A 20,537-nucleotide genomic window follows, 5' to 3' on the forward strand; every position below is an offset into this window, starting at 1 on the left:
CTCAGCGCCCTTCTTTGACGATTTGGGCTACACGCTCTTCGGTCATTGCCTCGAAGCGGTCCGTCCACTCAGGGAAGGCCTCGATCGCCAAGCTGCGGATGATGTTCAGCGCCGCCGGCGACTTACGGTTCGAAGGTTGACGATATTCAAGCCGATGCGCCGGCACGCCTTGGCTCGCGGCTTTCTTGAAGATGACGGCATCTGGAATGATCGATTGCAGGACGGTGTAGTCTGGGTTCCCGTCGAAGATTTCACGGACGGTGCGGTGGATCTCGCGCGCGTCAGCAGTTTCATCCAGGCCGTTGATGATGATGTTGATGTGGGGAATGGTGAGGCCGAGACGAGCGTAACTGCGCAGGCCATCCATCATATGGATGGTTCCACGGCTGAATTCGCGCGCGGCCAACATGTTCGGGGGGAGGGGGGAGAGGATGATATCAGATGCAAGAACGACCATCTCCAGCATCGCAGAGCGGGCGCCCTGGGTGTCAAAGAGGATGAGATCGTAATCGGCATCGAAAGCCGACATCAGGTTGGCTAGTCGCAGTCTGCCATCAGGCGCCTGCAGTATGAGGTTGTTGAGCTGGTTGTTGGCATCGTTCGAAATGATGACGTCGAGATTCTTGATCGACGTGCGGGAGATGATCTTGGCCGGGTCGGTCTCGTTGTACGACAGCAGCTCGAAAATGCCGCCCGGGGCAGTGTACTCCAGGGGGAAATAGGAGGATGCGGAAGGCTGGACGGGGTCCAGATCGATGAGGAGGGTGCGCAACCCAGCGTCTGCTGTGAATGCCCCCAGATTGGTGGAGCCGGTGGATTTACCGGTGCCGCCTTTGGTTGAAACCTTACCTGCTCGTTTTGCTTTCTTCGGATGTGTCATTGCCATGCCTCTAATGTGGATTTCATTAGAGGCTGCGTGCCTAGGCGCGGAATGGTGCTGAAAACCCCTCCCTAGGTGGAATTATCGGCCTAGATCCCAATTGTCTTTTAACCAATTGGTCGTAGGTTCGAATCCTACACGACCCACCATATGCAGTACGTCAAAGCCCGCTACCGGCAACGGTGGCGGGCTTTTTCGTTTTCGGCTGCTTGTACTGGCCTCATCGCAGGCAAGGCAGCTCCCACAGGGCTTGCGCATGACTTGAGGCTAATGCGGTCGAGGTGGGAGCTGGCTTGCCGGCGAAAGGGGCGCAAAGCGCCCCCAGCTTACTCAGCCCACTCCGGATCCCCGGTAAACACCACCGTCAGCCAGCGGTCTGGCCCTTCACCACCCACGGCATCACCGATCTCGTTGCGCCACGCATCCCATTCATCGATGGTCTTCGCGGCCATGGCCTTCGGCACGATGAAATACAGTTCGATCTCCCGCGAGCGCCCGACCTTGGCCACATAGGCGCGGTACGACTGCAACCCATGGCGTGCGACGAAGGCCTTGGCGACTTCATCCACGTGCAGCTTGAGGTCGCCAGGGGTCACCAGGAAAATTTCCGACAGGGCCTGGCGCACCACCGACATCGGCAACGGCACGATCACCAGGCAGACCAGCGCCAGCACCGCCGGGTCGATATACGGCGACACCCACTCCAGCGATGTGCCTTGCACCGCATAGCCAAAGCAGAAGGCGATCAGCAGCGCGGCGGTGATGCTGGCCGACATCACCCAGCCCTTGACGTCCATGCGCACGAAGTCCGAGCCCAGCTTGCGGTTGGCGCGGGCCTCGACAACAGCGATGGTCACGCAGGCGATCACGGTCAGCACCGCGTAGACCATGGCGATGCCGAACTCCAGGTGGCGCCCTCCTTGCAGCAGGCTGCTGACGGCGTTGATCAGCGCATAGATGGCCACGCCGCTGAGCAGGATGCCGTTGAGCGCCAGCACCATCGGCTCCAGGTGCCAGAAGCCCATGGTGAAGCGCTCGCGCAACTTGCGTGACATCTGCACGCTGGTGGTATGCGCGGTAATCAGCCTGACCACCACCAGCGACAGCCCGCTCATGCTGGCATCGACCAGCGAATAAACGCCGTCGAACACGATGGAGAACGAGCCGGAGGCCAGGCCGAAGGCGATGCCGATGACGGCGATGAACAGGGTGACGGCGATCGAGGTGCGTAACAGGCCCTGTTCGCTGCTGATGTCGAAGAAGGTGGATCTGGTTGCGGTTTGCATAAGATGTGCTCTAGAAGAAACGGTGATGCTGTGTTGCCTGCCTGGGCCTCTTCGCGGGTAAACCCGCTCCCACAACTTGGTACCGCCTTCGAGATTGGCGCAAAACCCTGTGGGAGCGGGTTCACCCGCGAAGAAGGCGCACTGGTCCTGACAGGTTAGACGCGGAACTGCTCCATCAGCGCCTGCTGCTGGTTGGCCAGCCGGTTCAGGGCCTGGCTGATCCGCGCTGACTCATCGGCCTGGCCTGCCAGCGATTCGGTCACATCGCGAATGCCAGCCACATTGCGGTTCACCTCTTCGGCTACGGCGCTCTGCTCTTCAGCCGCCGAGGCAATCTGCAGGTTCATGTCGCTGATCACTGCCACTGCCTCGCCAATACGTTGTAGCGCCGGCAGCGCCTGTTCCATCCGCGCGGCGCTGTCCTGGGCCTGGCGCTGGCCTTGCTGCATCGCGCCCACCACATCCTGGGTGCCTTGCTGCAAGCCTTCGATGACCTGGCGAATTTCCTCCACCGACAACTGGGTACGCTGGGCCAGACCACGCACTTCATCTGCCACCACGGCAAAACCACGCCCGGCTTCGCCTGCACGGGCGGCTTCGATGGCGGCGTTGAGCGCCAGCAGGTTGGTTTGCTCGGCAATGGTGCGGATCACTTCCAGCACCGATCCGATCTGCCCGCTGCGGCCTTCCAGCGCGCGCGCCTCGTCCATGGCGGTGTTCATGCCAGCGGCCAGGCGGTCGATGCCCTCTCGGGTGCTGTCGATCAACTGCAGGCCCTCGCGGCTGGCTTGGTCGGCAGCGCGTGCGGCCTGGGCCGCCTGCGAGGCGTTATGGGCGACATCCAGGGCGGTGGCGCTCATTTCATTGGCGGCGGTGGCCACCTGTTCGATTTCGCGGTGCTGTTGCTGCATGCCGCTGCTGGTCTGGCTGGCGATGGCTGCCGACTGGTCAGCGGTTCCGCGGGCTTCCTGCAGTGAGCCTTTGACCTGGGCTATGACTGGCTGCAGCTTGTCGAGAAAGCGGTTGAACCAACCGGTAAGCTGGCCCAGTTCGTCCTGGCGGGCATACTCCAGGCGGCGGGTAAGGTCGCCTTCGCCGCTGGCGATGTCTTCCAGGCGCGCGGCCACGGCCAGGATTGGCCGGGTCACCCCGCGTGCAGTCAGCCACACCAGCAGCAAACCGACTACCGCAGCGCCCAGGCCAACCAGCAGGCTGGTTAGGTTGGCGCTGTGGTTATGCGCATCCAGGCGCTGGTTGAGGGCGACGGCAGGCGCCTGCAGCACGCTTTCCGGCAGTTCCAGCAATACCTGCCAAGGGGCTGCATCAGGGATTGGCGTGAACGGGTGGGCAACACGTAGCAGGCCGTCGGCTACCGCCTTGTCCATCGGCTCGCCGAGCTTGCTGTCGTCGCGGCTGTTGCCGGCCAGCAAACCGGCCGCGCTGGCGATACTGACCTGGCCCTGGCCGTCGAACAGCTCCCGGCGGCCGTCCACGCTCAACTGCTGCAGGTTGGCCAGGCCGATGTCCAGACCGACCACGCCGACCACCTTGCCGTGCTCCAGCAGCGGCAGGGCGATGCTGGTCATCAGTACCTGGCGGCCATTCACCTCGTCGAGATATGGCTCGAGCATGCAGGTTCTGGCGGTGTCCAGCGGGCAGGTCAGCCAGCGGTTCTTCGCTACCCCGTTGCTGCCGATGCTGGCGTCTCCGAGCATCGATTCCGGCATGGCTTCAAGCTCCAGGGTGCCGGGGCTGGGTTGTGACCAGTACAGCGAGAAGCGCCCGCTCTCATTGCTGCCCATTGCATCCTGGCCGAGGTACTGGCTGTCCGGGTCCAGGGCGTTGGGCTGGAACACCAGGTACAGGCCGATCACATCCGGGTTGCCGGCCAGGCTGGCGCGGGCCTGGCGCGTCAGTTCGGCGCGCAGGTCGTTGCCGCCACGGGCCTTGAGCACCTGCACCAGGCGGGCAAAGCCATTGCCGTACTGGTAGGCGTCCATGAAATAGCGCTGGATGCGCAGTGCCTGGGTTTCGGCATGGGCCTGCAGGCGCAGGCGTGCGCTGCTGTCGAGCATTTCGGTATTGGCCTGGTTGACCAATGCCGCGCTGCGCCGCGCCTGGGCCAGCGATGTGGTTACCAGCAGGGCGACGATGGCCAGCAGGCACAGGCCGGTGAGCAGGGTGATCTTCCACTGGATGGAGAGGCGACGCAGCGGCATGAGGGCTTTCCTTTTCGAGCAAATGCAACGCCCGCGATCAGGCGCGGGCGTTGTCGGCAGCATGGGTCATTCAGCGATGTAGTTGGGTGGGGAGTCCCTGAAGGCTTTGGTCAGCCAGGCCAGGTACAGCAGGCCGAGCAGTGCCCAGACGCCACCGAACAGCAGCGAATGTGCGTTCAGGTCCAGCCACAGCGAGACGATGATGCAAAAGCCGATGGTCGGGGCCACCAGGTACGTCAGCTGGTTGGCAAGTCCCTGGCGCCTGCCTTCACGCAGATAGCAGTGGTTGATCACCGACAGGTTGACGAAGCTGAACGCGACCAGTGCACCGAAGTTGATGATCGAGGTGGCGGTAACCAGGTCGAAGAAGATCGCCGACAGCGAAATCAGCCCCACCACCGCAATATTCAGCACTGGCGTCTTGTAACGCGAGTGCAGGCGGGCGAACAGGCTGGCCGGGATCACATTGTCGCGGCCCATCACGTACAGCAGGCGCGACACGCTGGTCTGCGAGGCCAGGCCCGAGGCGATGGTGTTGATCACGGTGCAGGCGATGAAGATCGACTGGAACAGCTTGCCGCCGACGTACAGGGCGATTTCCGGCAGTGCCGCTTCCTGGTCGTGGAAGCGGGACATGGTCGGGAAGTAGGCCTGGATGAAGTACGACACGGTGATGAACACCAGGCCGCCAATCAGGGCGGTGAGGAAGATCGCGCGAGGGATGGTCTTGCCCGGGTCGCGGGTTTCTTCGGACAGGCAGGTCACCGCGTCGAAGCCGAGGAACGAGAAGCACAGGATAGTCGCACCGGCGGCCAGGGCGCTGAGCTGGGTCTGATTGTCGGCGAACGGCAGCAGGCTCCAGGCGGTACCTAGCCCTTCACCCTGGTCCAGGCCGCGCACGCACAGGTAGATGAACACGGCGATGATCGCCACCTGCACGGCCACGAACAGCAGGTTGAAGTGCGCCACCAGGTTCACGCTGCGCATGTTGATCAGGCTGATCAGGGTGACGAAGCCAGCCACCCACATCCACTCCGGTACTTCCGGGAACATGGCTGAAAGGTACAGCTTGGCCAGCAAGGCGTTGACCATTGGCAGCAGCAGGTAGTCCAGCAACGACGACCAGCCGACCAGGAAGCCGACGTGCGGGTTGATCGCGCGCTGGGTGTAGGTATAGGCCGAGCCCGACTGCGGGAAGCGCCTTACCAAGGTGCCGTAGCTCACGGCGGTGAACAGGATCCCGGCCAGTGCCAGGATGTAGGCGCTGGGTACGTGGCCGGCAGTAATCCCGGAAACGATACCGAAGGTGTCGAACACGGTCATCGGGGTCAGGTAGGCCAGACCGATGATGATCACGTGCCAGAGACGCAGGGTTTTACGGAGTTGGCCGTTGCCGGAAGCGCTGTGGTCAGGCTGCATGCTGGCATGGCTCCTGCGGCTGGGCGTAAACGGCGGGCACGGTGTACTGCGCATGCGGCAAGGGCGAGCGGGTGGGCTCCATGTTGTTCACCTTTATTGTTGGAGCAGCGGGGGGCGCGGGGAGCGCGCAAAGTGGTGAAAATAAAAAACGATGGGTAGCTTAGTGTCAAGTTAAACATGACAAGATGTTGCTGGATTGAAATATTTATCGATTAAAGTGGGGTTTTGTTCGGTTTTTGCGCGTTTTTTTGCGGTTATGATCAATTCTGGTGTTCGCAAAAATTAACGTGTGCCGGTCTCCCTTGGCAGGTCTGTCAGGCGTTTCCCAAAAACCGGATTTCTCGAGCCTGGCCAGCGCCAGGGCTGGGCGGCAGTGGTACTCTTGGCGTCCTGTGTGGCCCTTGGCCGCCTACGAAGCCCATATGGACAGCAATCGGTTCTATTCATGAAGAAATCAGTTGGCATCCTTTCCGGCCTGGCTATCGCCATCGCCGTCGCAACCACCGCTGGCGCCTGGTACACCGGCAAGCAGCTGCCTGCGGAGCTGGACAACGCCCTGGTCCGCAGCAACGCGGAACTCAAGAAGGCCCTGGTGAGCACCGGTGGCAGCATGAGCATCGAACGGGTGTCGCTGGAGCAGCATTTCTTCAGCAGTACCGCCCAGTACCGGCTCAAGGCCCGCGATATCAACCTGGGCGAAGGCGAAGTGGTGAATTTCGACGTTGGCGTGACCGACCAGATCGAGCACGGCCCGTTCCCCTGGTCGCGGGTAAAGGCACTGAAGCTGATGCCGGTGCTGGCAGTCAGCAACAGCACGCTGCAGAAGGACGACGCCACCGCGCCGTGGTTCGCCGCAGCGGGCGAGCAGGCCCCGGTCAGCGCACAGACCAGCCTGGGCTATGACGGCAATGTGGTCAGCCAGGTGCAGCTGGCCCCGGTCAAGCTCGACGAAGCGGATGGTAACAGCCTCGACTTCTCGGGCATGCAATTGCAAGTCAGTGGTGACCAGAAAGGCAAGGCCTCGAGCTTCCACGGCCAGGCCGATCGGTTCGTGATGAAACTGGTACGCGATGACCAGCCGCCTGCCACCTTCGAGCTCAATGGTCTGAAGGTCGGCGGCCAGCTGGCGGCCACCGCGCACGAGGCCATCTACGTTGGCAACGTCGACCTGGCACTGGCCGAAACCAAGGTCACCCTGGGGCCGAAACAGCAGGTGCTGGTGGTCAAGGGGCTGGAGCAGAACGCCCTGCAAACCCTTGAGGGCCCGGATACCGTGGGTGGCCGCGTGGAGTACAAGGTCGGGGATATCACCTGGGATGGCCGTGCGGTGGGCAAGGCGCAGATGGCGGTGAGCATCACGTCGGTCAACGCGCCGGCGCTACAGGCGTTGTCGACGTGGTACCAGGCGCACCTGCCGGAATTCGAGGCCGCAGCTGCCGCTGGCCAGCCGGTGCCGGAAATCCAGATGGACGATGAGGAGAAGGCCAGGTTCCAGGGCGAGCTGCAGAAACTGCTGGCTGCCAAGCCCCGGGTGGCGGTGGAAAACCTGTCGTTCAGGACTGCCAATGGTGAAAGCCGCTTCGACCTGTCGATGGGCTTCGCCGCCCCGGCCAGCTTCGACCTGCCGCCTGACCAGTTGAGCAAGCAACTGATCACCGAGGTGAAGAGCAAGCTGTCGTTGTCCAAGCCGATGATCGGTGACCTGGCAACCTTGCAGGCACTGCTGGATGGCCAGACCGACGCCCAGGCCATTGCCATGCAATCGAGCCAGGCCGGGGAAATGGTCGGCATGATGGCGCTGCAGAGCGGCATGGCCACGGTGCAGGGCAATGATGTGGTGAGCAGCCTGCACTATGCCGACGGCATGGTCGACTTCAACGGCAAGAAGATGACCGTGGAAGAGTTCGCGATGCTCATGGCCTCGCACCTGGCGGCCCTGTCGCCGCAGGGCTGATCGAAAGCCTGTACCGGCCTCTTCGCGGGTAAACACGCTCCCACAGGAGTTTGGCAGACTCTGTGGGAGCGGGTTCACCCGCGAAAGGGCCAGTGCAGGCAACACAAAAACCACTTTAGAATTCGCTGGATTGTCTGTAGCCTTCGGCCTCCGATAATAATCCGCGCCCGCAGAGGGCCGTGGCGGCCTTTGTGCCGTCCGGCACCCTTAGCCGATCTGTCAGGGCCGGGTGATACACTCGATTTGACGCGCGCACGCGCCTGCAGGTCCAGCGATCATGACCCAGATTTCCGAACGCCTGTTGGTTCAGGCCCACCTCGACGCCAAGCAGCCAAACCCGCTGACAGCCGAGCAGGAGGCCGAATACCGTGCGGCCATCGCTGCCGAGCTCAAGGCCCAGAACGCCGTGCTGGTCGCCCACTATTACTGCGACCCGGTCATCCAGGCGCTGGCCGAAGAAACCGGCGGCTGCGTGTCCGACTCGCTGGAAATGGCCCGCTTCGGCAAGAACCACCCGGCCGAAACCGTAATCGTTGCCGGCGTGCGCTTCATGGGCGAGACGGCGAAAATCCTCACTCCCGAAAAACGCGTGCTGATGCCTACCCTGGAGGCCACCTGCTCGCTCGACCTGGGCTGCCCGGTAGAAGAGTTCTCAGCCTTCTGCGACCAGCACCCCGAGCGCACCGTGGTGGTCTACGCCAACACTTCTGCAGCGGTGAAGGCCCGTGCCGACTGGGTGGTGACCTCGAGCTGCGCGCTGGAAATCGTCGAAAGCCTGATGGACAACGGCGAAACCATCATCTGGGGCCCGGACCAGCACCTGGGGCGCTACATCCAGAAGCAAACCGGTGCCGACATGCTGCTGTGGGACGGTGCCTGCATCGTTCACGAAGAGTTCAAGTCACGCCAGTTGGCCGACATGAAGGCGCTGTACCCGGATGCGGCGATTCTGGTGCACCCCGAGTCGCCTGAAGCGGTGATCGAGCTGGCCGACGCGGTGGGCTCCACCAGCCAGCTGATCAAGGCTGCCCAGACCCTGCCGAACAAGACCTTCATCGTCGCTACCGACCGCGGCATCTTCTACAAGATGCAGCAGCTGTGCCCGGACAAGGAGTTCGTCGAAGCCCCCACCGCCGGTAACGGCGCGGCATGCCGCAGTTGCGCGCACTGCCCGTGGATGGCGATGAACACCCTGGAGCGTGTGCTGGATTGCCTGCGTAATGGCACGAACGAGATCTTTGTCGACCCGGCGCTGGTACCGAAGGCGATCAAGCCGTTGAACCGGATGCTGGACTTTACCCAGGCAGCGCGCCTGAAGTTGTCCGGTAACGCCTGACGCCAGACCGCGTCGCTTTCTTCGCGGGTAAACCCGCTCCCACAGGTACAGCGCAGCGCTCACGGGCGGTGCGGTCCCTGTGGGAGCGGGTTTACCCGCGAAAGGGCTCTCAACGCCCCATCATTTCCTGAACCATGCGCTTCTGCTCCATGATCTCGCGCTGGCGCTGGTCAATCTGTGCTGCCAGCGGGAAGTTCCCGCCCGACCGGCGCTTGGCGTAATCCAGCTGCTGGATGGCCTGGTCGAAATCGCCCACCAGGGTGAAGTACTCGGCCCGTGCCCGGTGCAAGCCAATGGTATTGCCCGAAAGGCCCCGCACTTCGGCCATGTCGTACCACACGTCCGGGTCATCCGGCCGGCTCTTCACCAGTTCGTTCAGCACCTTTTCCGCCTCGGCGGGCTTGTTCAGTTTCACCAGCAGATCGGCACGCACCTGCTTCAGCGGGTAGTTGCCTGGGTACAGCCCCTGCATGCGTTCAGCACGCTGCTGCGCATCCGCCAGGCGGTTGTTGGTGATGTCCAGGTCGATCTGCGCCAGGTTGTAGGTAATGTCGTTGGGGGCCTTGGCCAGCAGCGGCTTGAGCAGCTCGCGCGCCTCGTTCAGCTGGCCGCCCTTGATCTGCGCCAGGGCCAGGCCGTAACGCGCGGCGTCCAGCTTGGGGTCTTCGTCCAGTTGGGCGCGGAAGCGTTTGGCCGCCAGCCCCGGGGTGCCTTCGTAGGTAAGCGCCACCCGGGCACGGATCAACTGGTAGCGCATGCTGTCCTCGACGCCGCCCTTGGGGGCCTGCTCGGCACGGTTGCGGGTGTCGGCGATACGCGACTCGGTTACCGGGTGGGTCAGCAGGAATTCCGGCGGCTTGGCGTCGTAGCGGTACTGCCGGGCCAGGCGCTCGAACATGGTCGGCATGTTGCGCGGGTCGTAGCCGGCCTTTTCCAGGTTCTGGATGCCGATCCGGTCGGCTTCCTGTTCGTTCTGCCGCGAGAAGCGCCGCTGTTCCTGGATCGCCGCCGCCTGGGTGCCGGCGATCACACCGATACCGGCATCACCGCCGCCACCGGCCGCCAGCACGATACCGGCCAGCAGCGCCGCCATCATCGGCAGTTGCATGCGCTGCTGGGCCTCGACGCCGCGGGCGAAGTGGCGCTGCGACAAGTGCGCCAGTTCGTGGGCCAGTACCGAGGCGTACTCGCCTTCGGTCTGGGCGTTGAGGAACAGCCCGCCGTTGACCCCGACGATGCCGCCGGGGGCGGCAAAGGCGTTGAGCTCACGGCTATCGATGAGGATGAATTCCAGGCGGCGGTCCTGCAACTGGCTGGTTTCGGCCAGGCGGTACACGCTGGTCTCGACGTAGTCCTTCAGCTGCGGGTCGTTGAGCTGGTTGACCTGGCCGCGCAGCAGGCTCAGCCAGGCACGGCCGAGCTGGTGCTCCTGTTGCGGCGAGACGATCGCGGAACTGGCATCACCCAGTGATGGCAGGTCGTCAGCATGGCCGGGAAGGGCCAACAGGCAGGCCAGCGTCAGCAGGGTAGGGCGCAGTAGATTCATGCATGAAGCTCGCGTCGGTCAAAGATACCTACTGTAGCGGGCTCACACGTTGGCGACCAGTGGCGCTATCCTAGCCGGCCAAATCCAGATACAGCCTGGCAATGCCTTTGGAGAGTTCCGCAATGAGTGAAACCCTGACCTGTGACGCCGAACTGGACGCCAGCGGGCTGAATTGCCCTTTGCCGCTGCTGAAGGCCAAGATGGAGCTCAACCGCCTGGCCAGCGGCGCGGTGCTCAAGGTAATCGCCACCGACGCCGGCTCCCAGCGCGACTTCCGCACTTTCGCCCAGTTGGCCGGTCATACCCTGCTGCGGGAAACGGCCGAGGCCGGTACCTACACTTACTGGCTACGCAAGGCCTGAGTCTTTCCAAGGATCGTCAATGTTCAAAGTGCTTCGCAACTGGATGCAGCGCTACTTCTCCGATGAGGAAGCGGTGGTGCTGGCGGTCCTGTTGTTCCTGGCTTTTACTGCGGTACTCACCCTGGGTGGCATGCTTGCGCCGGTGCTGGCGGGCATGGTGCTGGCGTTTCTGATGCAGGGGCTGGTCAATGCCCTGGAGCGCTTGCGGGTACCCACCCGGTTGGCGGTGATGCTGGTGTTCGCCCTGTTCATGGGCGCGCTGGCGGTGTTCATGCTGGTGCTGGTGCCACTGCTTTGGCACCAGTTGATCACCCTGTTCAACGAGCTGCCGGGCATGCTCGGCAAGTGGCAGTCGCTGCTGTTGCTGTTGCCCGAGCGCTATCCGCACCTGGTGTCGGACGAGCAGGTGCTGCATGCCATCGAGTCGGTGCGCGGAGAAATCGGCAAATTCGGCCAGTGGGCACTGACCTTCTCGCTATCGAGCCTGCCGCTTCTGGTCAACGCCATGATCTATCTGGTGCTGGTGCCGATCCTGGTGTTTTTCTTTCTCAAGGACCGCGAACTGATCGGCCGTTGGGTCAGCGGCTACCTGCCACGTCAGCGCAGCCTGCTGAACCGGGTGGGCAGCGAGATGAACCGGCAGATCGCAAACTACATCCGCGGCAAGGGCATCGAGATCCTGATCTGCGGCATTGCCACCTACATCGCCTTCATCAGCCTGGGGCTCAACTACGCCGCGTTGCTGGCGCTGCTGGTGGGGCTGTCGGTGGTGGTGCCTTACGTGGGCGCGGTTGTGGTGACCGTGCCGGTGACGTTGATCGCACTGTTCCAGTGGGGCTGGGGTGACCAGTTCATCTACCTGATGACGGTGTACGCGATCATCCAGGCGCTGGACGGCAACGTGCTGGTGCCGCTGCTGTTCTCCGAGGCGGTGAGCCTGCACCCGGTGGCGATCATTTGCGCGGTGTTGCTGTTTGGCGGGTTGTGGGGGTTCTGGGGGATCTTCTTTGCCATCCCGCTGGCGACCTTGATCAAGGCCGTGCTGGATGCCTGGCCACGGCAGGAGCCTAGTGTGTCACCGATGCTGTAATTTTGGGGCTGCTTTGCAGCCCATCGCGACACAAGGCCGCTCCTACAGGGATACGCGATTTCCTGTAGGAGCGGCCTTGTGTCGCGAAAGGGGCGCAAAGCGCCCCCAACGATCTCAAGCCTTGTTCAGGGCCTGGGCGGCAGCCAGTACTGCATCCACATGCCCGGGCACCTTCACCCCGCGCCATTCCTGGCGCAGCACACCGTCCTTGTCGATCAGGAAGGTGCTGCGGTCAACGCCCATGTATTCCTTGCCATACAGCTTCTTCAGCTTGATCACATCGAACAGCTGGCACAGGGCTTCGTCCTTGTCGCTGATCAGTTCGAACGGGAAGCCTTGCTTGGCCTTGAAGTTCTCGTGCGACTTGATGCCATCGCGCGACACGCCGAACACCACGGTGTTGGCTGCGGCAAAGGCATCGTGCTGGTCACGGAAACCCTGGCCCTCGGTGGTGCAGCCCGGGGTGCTGTCCTTCGGGTAGAAGTACACCACCACCTGTCGGCCCTTGAGCTCGGCCAGGCTGACGGTTTGCCCGCTGGTGGCCTGGGCCTGGAAGTCGGCAACGGGTTGGTCGAGTGCTACGGCCATGGTCGGTTTCCTTACATTGGGTTCTGTGGACGCCATGGCTCGATCAGCGCATCGAGGTTCAGGGCATCGGCAAAGTCCAGGAACTGGTCACGCAGCCAGCTGATCTGGGTGCCGGCCGGCAGAATCACGGTGAACTGGGCGTTGAGCATGCTGCTGCCGGTCTGCGGTGCCAGGTAGGTATCGCAGGTCATGGCTTCCAGCTCGACGCGGTGGTCGAGGAAGAACTGGCACAGCTCGTTGATGATGTCCGGCCGGTAGGCGGCGCTGACGTAGGCCACGTAGGGCAGGGCCTGCGGGCGCACTTCCTGGTCGGCGCTGCGCACCACGTCCAGGGTCAGGCCGTGCTTCTTGCCCAGGCCCGGCAGCATGGCTTCGAGGCGCGCCAGGGCGTCCCAGCTGCCACCTACCTGCAGTACCAGGGCGCTGGTCTCGCCGTGGCGGCTCAGGCGCGAGGTGACCACCGCGCAGCGGTTCTCGAACGCAGCGCGGCTGAGGACGTTGGCCAGCTCCATGGGGTTCGGGCCCAAGGCACTGATGACAAGGAATTGTTCGCGGACGGTGGGGGTGGACATGCAGCATTCCTAAAGCGATGAGCGGTCGGCACAGGACGGGCGAAAGCCTCCTGTCGGCAGGGCCCGGGGCTCGCATGCGAGGTCGTGGACGCTGGCGGGGAGCAAGGTCGACGGCCCGGCGGGCCGCGCTGCACCGATCAAAGCATCAAGGGTAGCGAAATAAGGCGCCGAGGGGAATGCTCCGCCCGCCTGCTTCGCTTGTGCAAGGCCGATGCCCCCAGTACCATTACCGCTCTCTTTTTCCGGCAGGAGCAGTTACATGATTGCGGGCAGTATGGTGGCATTGGTCACTCCCATGGATGCACAAGGGCGTCTTGACTGGGACAGCCTCGACAAACTTGTAGACTTCCACCTGGAAAACGGCACCCATGCGATCGTCGCTGTCGGCACCACCGGTGAGTCCGCCACGCTGGATGTCGAAGAACACATCCTGGTCATCAAGCACGTGGTTGAGCGCGTCAAGCGCAGCAGCCGCCGCATCCCGGTCATCGCCGGCACCGGTGCCAACTCCACTGCCGAAGCCGTGCACCTGACCCAGAACGCCAAGAATGCCGGCGCCGACGCCTGCCTGCTGGTGGTACCGTACTACAACAAGCCGACGCAAGAAGGCCTGTACCAGCACTTCAAGCACATCGCCGAAGCCGTCGACATCCCGCAGATTCTCTACAACGTACCCGGCCGCACCTCCTGCGACATGCAGGCCGATACCGTGATCCGCCTGTCGAAGGTCAAGAACATCATCGGCATCAAGGAAGCCACCGGCGACCTCGTACGCGCCAAGGCCATCCTTGATGGCGTCGACAAAGACTTCATCGTCATGTCCGGCGACGACCCGACCGCCGTCGAGCTGATCCTGATGGGCGGCAAAGGCAACATCTCCGTCACCGCCAACGTCGCCCCTCGCGAAATGGCCGACCTGTGCGAGGCCGCCCTTGAGGGCAATGCCGAGAAGGCCCGCGCAATCAACGAAAAACTCATGCCGCTGCACAAAGACCTGTTCTGCGAGTCCAACCCGATCCCGGTGAAATGGGCACTCGTCGAAATGGGCCTGATGCACAAAGGCATTCGCCTGCCGCTGACCTGGCTGAGCGAAGGCTGCCACGAAAAAGTCCGTACTGCCTTGCGCCAGTCCGGCGTACTGGTTTAAGAGGAAGTACACCGCATGAAGCGACTGGCTGGTCTTTCCGCCCTTGCCCTGATCATTTCCAGCACCAGTGGGTGTGGCTGGCTGTGGGGCGAGGATGGCTATTTCCGCGACCGCGGCAGCGATTACCTGCAGGCGCGCCCGACTGCGCCGATGCAGCTGCCGCCGGACGCCAGCAACGTCAAGCGCCTTGACCCGCTGCTGCCGATCCCACGCAACGTCGCCGACGACAGCGCCACCGGCGAATTCGAGGTGCCTCGCCCGCAACCGATGACCGGTGGCGCCGCCCAGGTTACCGACTACAGCCTGCAGCGCAGCGGCAGCAGCCGTTGGGTGCTGGCTCAGCATTCGCCGGCCGAAGTATGGCCGGTGGCTCGCCAGTTCTTCGAGGACAACGGCTTCCGCATCGCCGAAGAGCGTCCGCAGACCGGCGAATTCAACACCACCTGGCAGCGTTTCGACGAACTGTCGGCATCGCTCGGCCAGCGCCTGGCCAGCACTGCCAGCAGCGCTGACAGTGAAGTGCGCGTGCGTGTGCGCATGGAGCCTGGCGTGCAGCGCAACACCTCCGAGGTGTATGTGGTCAGCGTCGAGCGCCCGGCTGGCAGCACTGCCGAGCCCGATTTCCCGTCCACCTCCAGCAACACCGGTGCCGATGCCCTGCTGGTCGACGAAATGCTTGCCAGCATGAACCGCAGCGCCGAGAAGGGCGGTTCGGTATCGCTGCTGGCCGCGCGCGATTTCGACGCGCCAAGCCGGGTCAGCCTGAGCGAAGACGGCAGCGGCAACCCGGTGCTGTACCTGGGCGCCGACCTGGATCGCGCCTGGTCCAGCGTGGGCCGTGCCCTGGAGCAAGGTGGCGAGTGGCGTGTCGAGGACATCAACCGCAGCCTGGGCCTGTACTACATCAACCTGTCTGAAAAGCCTGAAGACAAGCAGAACCAGCCTGGCTTCTTCGGCCGCATGTTCGGCAGCGAGCCGACCAAGGAAGAGCGTGAAGCCCGTGCCGAGCGCTACCAGGTTCGCTTGAGCAAGGTGGGTGAGAGCGTGCAGGTCACGGTCGAGAAGAACATCAACACCGTGGCCCCGGCCGATGTCGCCCGCCGCGTGCTGAGCGCCATTCAGGACCACCTGGGCTAAGTGCGCTTCGCGGTACTCGGAAGCGGCAGCCAGGGAAACGGCACGCTGATCGCCAGTGGTGGCACGTTCATCCTGGTCGATTGCGGGTTCTCCCTGCGCGAGACCGAGCGGCGCCTGGCGCTGCTCGGCGTGTCGGCGGCACAGCTCAGTGCGGTACTGGTCACCCACGAACATGCCGACCACGTGCATGGGGTCGGCTTGCTGTCACGGCGCTACAATGTACCGGTCTACCTCAGCCAGGGGACCTTGCGCGGCATGCGCAAGCCGGTGGAGGTGGCCGGTTTTCTCGCTTGTGGCCAAAGCCTGCGTATCGGCAGCCTGGAAGTGACCGCGGCGCGGGTCGAGCACGACGCCTACGAGCCGCTGCAGTACGTGGTCAGCGACGGCCAGCGGCGCTTCGGCATGCTGACCGACCTGGGCTCGTACGACGCGCTGCTGTTGGAGCGTTACCAGGGCCTGGATGCGCTGCTGATCGAGGCCAACCACTGCCGCGACCTGCTGGCACGCGGTCACTACCCGGCCTTCCTGAAGCAGCGGGTGGGTGGCATGCAAGGACATTTGAACAATCACCAGGCCGCGCGCCTGGTGCACGAGTTGGGCTGGAGCAACCTGCAACACCTGGTGCTGGCCCACCTCAGCAGCAAGAACAACCTGCCACACTTGGCTCGCCAGTGCTTCGTCGACACCCTTGGGTGCGACCCGGACTGGCTCCAGGTGGCGAATCAGGAACACGGGCTCGACTGGCGTGAAATCGCCTAGCCCAACACCTCAAGCAAGCGGAGCCCAATCATGGAAAAACGCGACGAACTCTACCGCGGCAAGGCCAAATCGGTTTACAAGACCGACGACGCCGACCGCTTGATCCTGCTGTTCCGTAACGACACTTCGGCGTTCGACGGCAAGCGCATCGAACAGCTCGACCGCAAAGGCATGGTGAACAACAAGTTCAACGCCTTCATCATGCAGAAACTGGAAGAAGCCGGTGTGCCGACCCAGTTCGACAAGCTGCTGGGCGACAACGAGTGCCTGGTGAAGAAGCTGGACATGATTCCGGTCGAGTGCGTGGTGCGCAACTACGCCGCCGGCAGCCTGGTCAAGCGCCTGGGCGTGGAGGAGGGCATCAAGCTGGAGCCGTCCACCTTCGAGCTGTTCCTGAAGAACGACGAGAAGGGCGACCCCTTCATCAACGAATCCCACGTTGTCGCGTTCGGCTGGGGCACTGCCGAGCAGCTGGCCGAAATGAAAAAGCTGTCGTTGAAAGTCAACGAAGTGCTGAGCAAGCTGTTCGATGACGCCGGCCTGCTGCTGGTCGACTTCAAGCTGGAATTCGGCGTATTCCATGGCCAGATCGTGCTGGGCGACGAGTTCAGCCCGGACGGCTGCCGCCTGTGGGACAAAGAGACCCGCAAGAAGATGGACAAGGACCGCTTCCGTCAGGGGCTGGGCGACGTTATCGAAGCCTACGAAGAAGTTGCCAAGCGCCTGGGCGTGCCGCTGTAAGCGGTGCGTTCACGCAAGCGCCTGATACCACGCGATTTTTTTTAAAAAAAGGTTTGCGTTTTAAAAGAACGCTGGTATGATGCGCGGCATTGGAGAGATGCCGGAGTGGTCGAACGGGACGGATTCGAAATCCGTTGTACTGGCAACAGTACCTAGGGTTCAAATCCCTATCTCTCCGCCATACGCGAAGTAAGCGAAGCCCCCGAAAACGTTAAAGTTTTCGGGGGCTTCGTCGTTTCTGGCCATTGGGTTAGGGCAAATTCAGGCCAGAAATTGAACATGCGAGGCCGTGTCCGGCACAGCTTTCGGCAAAGAGCACCGGCGTTGCTCGAACGTGCGGCTTGGTTACTCGATGGCAAACACCATACCGGCCAGAGGCGCGTTTAAGGCCGCCGCAATGCCCACTGCGCCCCCGGCAAGTATCGAACCCCACTTGCGTGATAGAAGTGGGTCACCAGTCAGGTTTTCTAGGTCATCGAACTTGCTTTGGTCATGGCAGATGCTTTACGGATGCTGTATGCACCCCAGGCCAGGCCAAGCAATGCTGCAATCACCGATGCCGAAAGCACGCCAAGTTTCGCCGCCCCCAGCGCGCCAGGATCGACGAAGGCGAGATTGGCAATGAAGATCGACATGGTGAAACCGATGCCGGCCAGCAGCCCGACCAAGGTGATGCTGCGCCAGCTCACCTCGGCGGGAAGCGCGCACCAGCCCAAGCGGACCATCAGCCAACTGACGCTGACGATGCCCAAGGGTTTGCCAACTACCAGAGCGACAGCGACGGCGATCATCACCCACTGCGGGGCCTCGGCTGACAAATCGACACCCGAAAGATTTACCCCGGCATTGGCCAAGGCAAACACCGGCATGATGCCGAAGGCTACCCAAGGGTGCAGGGTGCCTTGCATGCGCACCACTGGCGGCACCAGTTCGCGCTGGGCCAGGCGCAGGCGCTTCAACGGGTCCATGAGGTCGCTGGCATCGCGCTCGGGCGCCCTGGCGCGTCCCAGCAGCTCTCCGGTGAATCGGCTGATTGCATCCAGTGGTCGCTCGCGCATCGGCATTGCGGCCACTGGCGTCATCAGGCCCAGCACAACGCCTGCGAGGGTGGGGTGGGCTCCGGTCAGCAAGATGCCCAGCCAGGTGACAAAGCCGGGAATGATATACGCGTAGGCCGAACCCACTCCGATCTTCTGCAGCCCGATCACCATCAGCAGGCCGATCAGCGCAACCCCGAAACCGCTGTAATCGAGGCCGCCCGAATAGAAGAACGCGATGATCAGCACCGCGATGATGTCATCGATGATGGCCAGGGCCAGCAGAAACACGCGGACGTTGGACGGGATCGACTTGCCGAGCAGCGCCAGGACACCTACCGCAAAGGCGATATCCGTAGCCGTCGGTACGGCCCAGCCTTGTTGTTCCGCCGCAGCGTGACCAAAACCCAAATAGAAGAGCGCGGGTACGGCTACACCGCCAATGGCGGCCGCCATGGGCAGCATGGCCTGCCGAAGGCTGGACAGTGCGCCCTCGTGGATCTCGCGACGGATCTCCATGCCCACGACAAGGAAGAAGATGGTCATCAAGCCATCATTGATCCAGAAATGCAGCGACTGTGAATAGATCAGCGAACCCACGCCGATCGTCAACGGTGTGTGCCAAAGGGCGTCGTAGCTTTCGGCGGCCGGGGAGTTGGCCCAGATCAGCGCAGCAATAGCTGCAACCAGTAGAACGATGCCGCTGACCGCTTCAATGTGCAGAAAGCGTTCAAGGTTGGCGAAGGCACGCTCGGCCAATTCCTGGGCGCGAGACAATTCCTTTTTTTGCATAGGCGCAAGTACTCCCGCATGGCGGCCCGACCTGCGCTGTTCTTTAACCTGCCCCACTGCACCGTGCAGCTGGCACCCGTGCAGTAGTCTACCGAACAACCGCTACTCACGGCTATGACGTGACCGTGAATGAGCGTGAAGATGGGCGGGTAACCTCTGGCCTAGAATCGCCAGAAAGCTGGAGAGACGAGTACCAGTACGGTCAGGATTTCGAGCCGTCCAAGCAGCATGCCGACAGTCAGCAGCCATTTGGCAGCGTCCGATAACGAGGCGAAATTACCTGCAGGACCGATAAGCGTTCCCAGCCCCGGGCCGACGTTGCACACGGCGGTAGCGGCCCCGCTCAATGCCGTTGTCCAGTCGAGCCCTAGCAGCGAGAGGCCAAGGGCGATGACCGCGATGGTGACTGAGAAGAAGAACGAAAACGTCAGCAGTGAGCGCACGATCTCTTCATCGATCGGGTGCCCATTGTATTTCTTCGAGATCGTTGCCCTTGGATGGATCAACTGTTTCAGGCTGCTGACAAGCAAGGCCGCGGCCACCTGGAAACGGAATATCTTCAGGCCTCCAGCGGTAGACCCCGAGCAGCCACCGACGAACGTCAGGTAAAAGAACAGCATGATGGCGAAGCTGCCCCAGAGCGTGTAGTCGCCCACGGCAATACCCGTGGTGGTCACCACGGAGGTGACGTTGACAGCCACGATACGGAACGCATCCCACCATGACAGATCGCTGTGCAAGCAGAGCCAGGTTCCGACCGTGAGCCAGATGAAGACGAGAAAGCCAATGAAACCGCGGACTTGATGGTCATCGAACAGGATGCGCCGATGGCCACGCAGCGTGGCCACATACAGGGTGAAGGGGAGGCTGCCGAGGATCATGATGACAACGGCTACCCAATGCACCGCAGGCTGCCCCCAGTGGCCCAGCGAGGCATCGGAGGTAGAGAAACCACCGGTTGAAATCAGTGCCATCGAATGATTGATGGCTTCGAACGGGGTCATGCCGGCAGCCCACAACGCCCATGTTCCCAAGACTGTCAGGCCCACATAGATGATCAGGATCATCTTGGCCGCAACATGCGAGCGGGGTGTCACTTTGTCTGACCAATCCGAAGATTCGGTCTGGAACAGGCGCATGCCACCTACGCGCAGCAGGGGCAGGATCGCGACAGCCATGCCGATAAAGCCGATGCCTCCCAGCCAGTGCAGCAAAGACCGCCAGATAAGCAACCCGGGCGATGCATTGTCCAGCCCGGTCAGTACCGTCGAGCCGGTGGTGGTGATCCCTGACATGGTTTCGAAGAACGCGTCCGTGTAACTGATGTGCCGGATGAACACCATCGGCAAGGCCGCAAATGCGCAAACGATGACCCAGCTTGCCGTTGTGAGCAGGTACATGTCCCTGGCGCGCAGTTGCGGTGCGCCGGGAGCGCCTCGGGCCACCATGACCAGGCCTGCGCAGAGGACGATAAGGCTTGACCAGACGAAAGCGCCGAGATCATCGCTGCGGTCGTACAGCAGCAGTGTCAGCATCGGGATTACCATGCTGACGGCCAAGGTGATCAGGAATACACCAATAATGAAGGCTATGAAGCGCAACGCTGGAAGCGGCATTAGTTGAGCTCGTGCGGACAATGCCGGCAGTATTGCCTGCCGTACAGCAATGTCGA

The 20,537-nt window shown here is 62.5% G+C and carries 17 protein-coding genes, 1 tRNA gene and 1 pseudogene; 9 read left to right on the plus strand and 10 right to left on the minus strand.

What is annotated here, in order from left to right; all coding sequences use genetic code 11:
* Position 1 precedes the first annotated feature (1 nt).
* From MJ643_RS19800 to MJ643_RS19815, 4 genes are all read right to left on the minus strand, one after another.
* Positions 2-880 (minus strand): ParA family protein, encoded by an 879-nt coding sequence (locus MJ643_RS19800; RefSeq protein WP_023628762.1) that lies wholly within the window; start codon positions 878-880, stop codon positions 2-4.
* Positions 881-1,206: 326 nt separating this feature from the next.
* Positions 1,207-2,166: a cation transporter gene (locus MJ643_RS19805; RefSeq protein WP_013973800.1), complete on the minus strand. Its 960-nt coding sequence runs from the start codon at positions 2,164-2,166 to the stop codon at positions 1,207-1,209.
* Positions 2,167-2,321: 155 nt separating this feature from the next.
* Positions 2,322-4,385, minus strand: a complete 2,064-nt coding sequence (locus MJ643_RS19810; protein ID WP_013973799.1) for a methyl-accepting chemotaxis protein — start codon at positions 4,383-4,385, stop codon at positions 2,322-2,324.
* 66 nt (positions 4,386-4,451) lie between these two features.
* Positions 4,452-5,804, minus strand: a complete 1,353-nt coding sequence (locus MJ643_RS19815; protein WP_013973798.1) for an APC family permease — start codon at positions 5,802-5,804, stop codon at positions 4,452-4,454.
* Between the two features lie 445 nt (positions 5,805-6,249).
* Between MJ643_RS19815 and MJ643_RS19820 the strand changes: the two genes are divergently transcribed.
* Both MJ643_RS19820 and nadA read left to right on the plus strand, forming a co-directional pair.
* Positions 6,250-7,758 carry a YdgA family protein gene (locus MJ643_RS19820; RefSeq protein ID WP_013973797.1) on the plus strand — a complete coding sequence of 503 codons (1,509 nt, stop codon included), beginning with the start codon at positions 6,250-6,252 and terminating at the stop codon, positions 7,756-7,758.
* 277 nt (positions 7,759-8,035) lie between these two features.
* The gene (nadA, locus tag MJ643_RS19825; RefSeq protein ID WP_003254747.1) at positions 8,036-9,094 is read left to right on the plus strand and encodes a quinolinate synthase NadA; all 1,059 of its coding nucleotides are present in this window, start codon (positions 8,036-8,038) and stop codon (positions 9,092-9,094) included.
* Positions 9,095-9,203: 109 nt separating this feature from the next.
* Here nadA and MJ643_RS19830 read toward each other — a convergent pair whose 3' ends face one another.
* Positions 9,204-10,640 carry a M48 family metalloprotease gene (locus MJ643_RS19830; RefSeq protein WP_013973796.1) on the minus strand — a complete coding sequence of 479 codons (1,437 nt, stop codon included), beginning with the start codon at positions 10,638-10,640 and terminating at the stop codon, positions 9,204-9,206.
* Positions 10,641-10,762: 122 nt separating this feature from the next.
* Between MJ643_RS19830 and MJ643_RS19835 the strand changes: the two genes are divergently transcribed.
* Positions 10,763-11,002 (plus strand): sulfurtransferase TusA family protein, encoded by a 240-nt coding sequence (locus tag MJ643_RS19835; protein ID WP_004375233.1) that lies wholly within the window; start codon positions 10,763-10,765, stop codon positions 11,000-11,002.
* A 19-nt stretch (positions 11,003-11,021) separates the two neighbouring features.
* Positions 11,022-12,092, plus strand: coding sequence for an AI-2E family transporter (locus MJ643_RS19840; protein WP_013973795.1), 1,071 nt, complete (start codon positions 11,022-11,024; stop codon positions 12,090-12,092).
* Between the two features lie 114 nt (positions 12,093-12,206).
* On the opposite strand, the gene MJ643_RS19845 is transcribed toward MJ643_RS19840, so the two are convergent.
* Positions 12,207-12,680, minus strand: a complete 474-nt coding sequence (locus MJ643_RS19845) for a peroxiredoxin (protein WP_013973794.1) — start codon at positions 12,678-12,680, stop codon at positions 12,207-12,209.
* A gap of 11 nt (positions 12,681-12,691) precedes the next feature.
* The gene (locus MJ643_RS19850) at positions 12,692-13,252 is read right to left on the minus strand and encodes a glycine cleavage system protein R (protein WP_013973793.1); all 561 of its coding nucleotides are present in this window, start codon (positions 13,250-13,252) and stop codon (positions 12,692-12,694) included.
* A 259-nt stretch (positions 13,253-13,511) separates the two neighbouring features.
* Between MJ643_RS19850 and dapA the strand changes: the two genes are divergently transcribed.
* The 5 genes from dapA to MJ643_RS19875 all read left to right on the plus strand — a co-directional run bounded on the left by dapA (position 13,512) and on the right by MJ643_RS19875 (position 17,217).
* Entirely contained in the window at positions 13,512-14,399 is an 888-nt protein-coding gene (gene dapA / locus MJ643_RS19855; protein ID WP_023660687.1) for a 4-hydroxy-tetrahydrodipicolinate synthase, read from the plus strand.
* Between the two features lie 15 nt (positions 14,400-14,414).
* Positions 14,415-15,536, plus strand: coding sequence for an outer membrane protein assembly factor BamC (bamC, locus tag MJ643_RS19860; RefSeq protein WP_004375223.1), 1,122 nt, complete (start codon positions 14,415-14,417; stop codon positions 15,534-15,536).
* Positions 15,537-16,295, plus strand: coding sequence for an MBL fold metallo-hydrolase (locus tag MJ643_RS19865; protein WP_013973791.1), 759 nt, complete (start codon positions 15,537-15,539; stop codon positions 16,293-16,295). It abuts the gene before it with no gap.
* 30 nt (positions 16,296-16,325) lie between these two features.
* Entirely contained in the window at positions 16,326-17,036 is a 711-nt protein-coding gene (gene purC / locus MJ643_RS19870; RefSeq protein WP_004375217.1) for a phosphoribosylaminoimidazolesuccinocarboxamide synthase, read from the plus strand.
* 91 nt (positions 17,037-17,127) lie between these two features.
* Positions 17,128-17,217, plus strand: a tRNA-Ser gene (locus tag MJ643_RS19875).
* A gap of 167 nt (positions 17,218-17,384) precedes the next feature.
* Here MJ643_RS19875 and MJ643_RS31585 read toward each other — a convergent pair.
* The 3 genes and pseudogenes from MJ643_RS31585 to MJ643_RS19885 all read right to left on the minus strand — a co-directional run.
* Positions 17,385-17,465 (minus strand): annotated as a pseudogene (locus MJ643_RS31585) (hypothetical protein); the annotation flags it as partial.
* Positions 17,466-17,503: 38 nt separating this feature from the next.
* Positions 17,504-18,865, minus strand: coding sequence for a Na+/H+ antiporter NhaA (nhaA, locus tag MJ643_RS19880; RefSeq protein WP_013973790.1), 1,362 nt, complete (start codon positions 18,863-18,865; stop codon positions 17,504-17,506).
* 161 nt (positions 18,866-19,026) lie between these two features.
* Positions 19,027-20,481, minus strand: coding sequence for a TrkH family potassium uptake protein (locus tag MJ643_RS19885; RefSeq protein WP_023660685.1), 1,455 nt, complete (start codon positions 20,479-20,481; stop codon positions 19,027-19,029).
* Positions 20,482-20,537: the final 56 nt, after the last annotated feature.

The organism is Pseudomonas sp. PNPG3 (assembly GCF_023093815.1).
Taxonomy (GTDB): domain Bacteria; phylum Pseudomonadota; class Gammaproteobacteria; order Pseudomonadales; family Pseudomonadaceae; genus Aquipseudomonas; species Aquipseudomonas asiatica.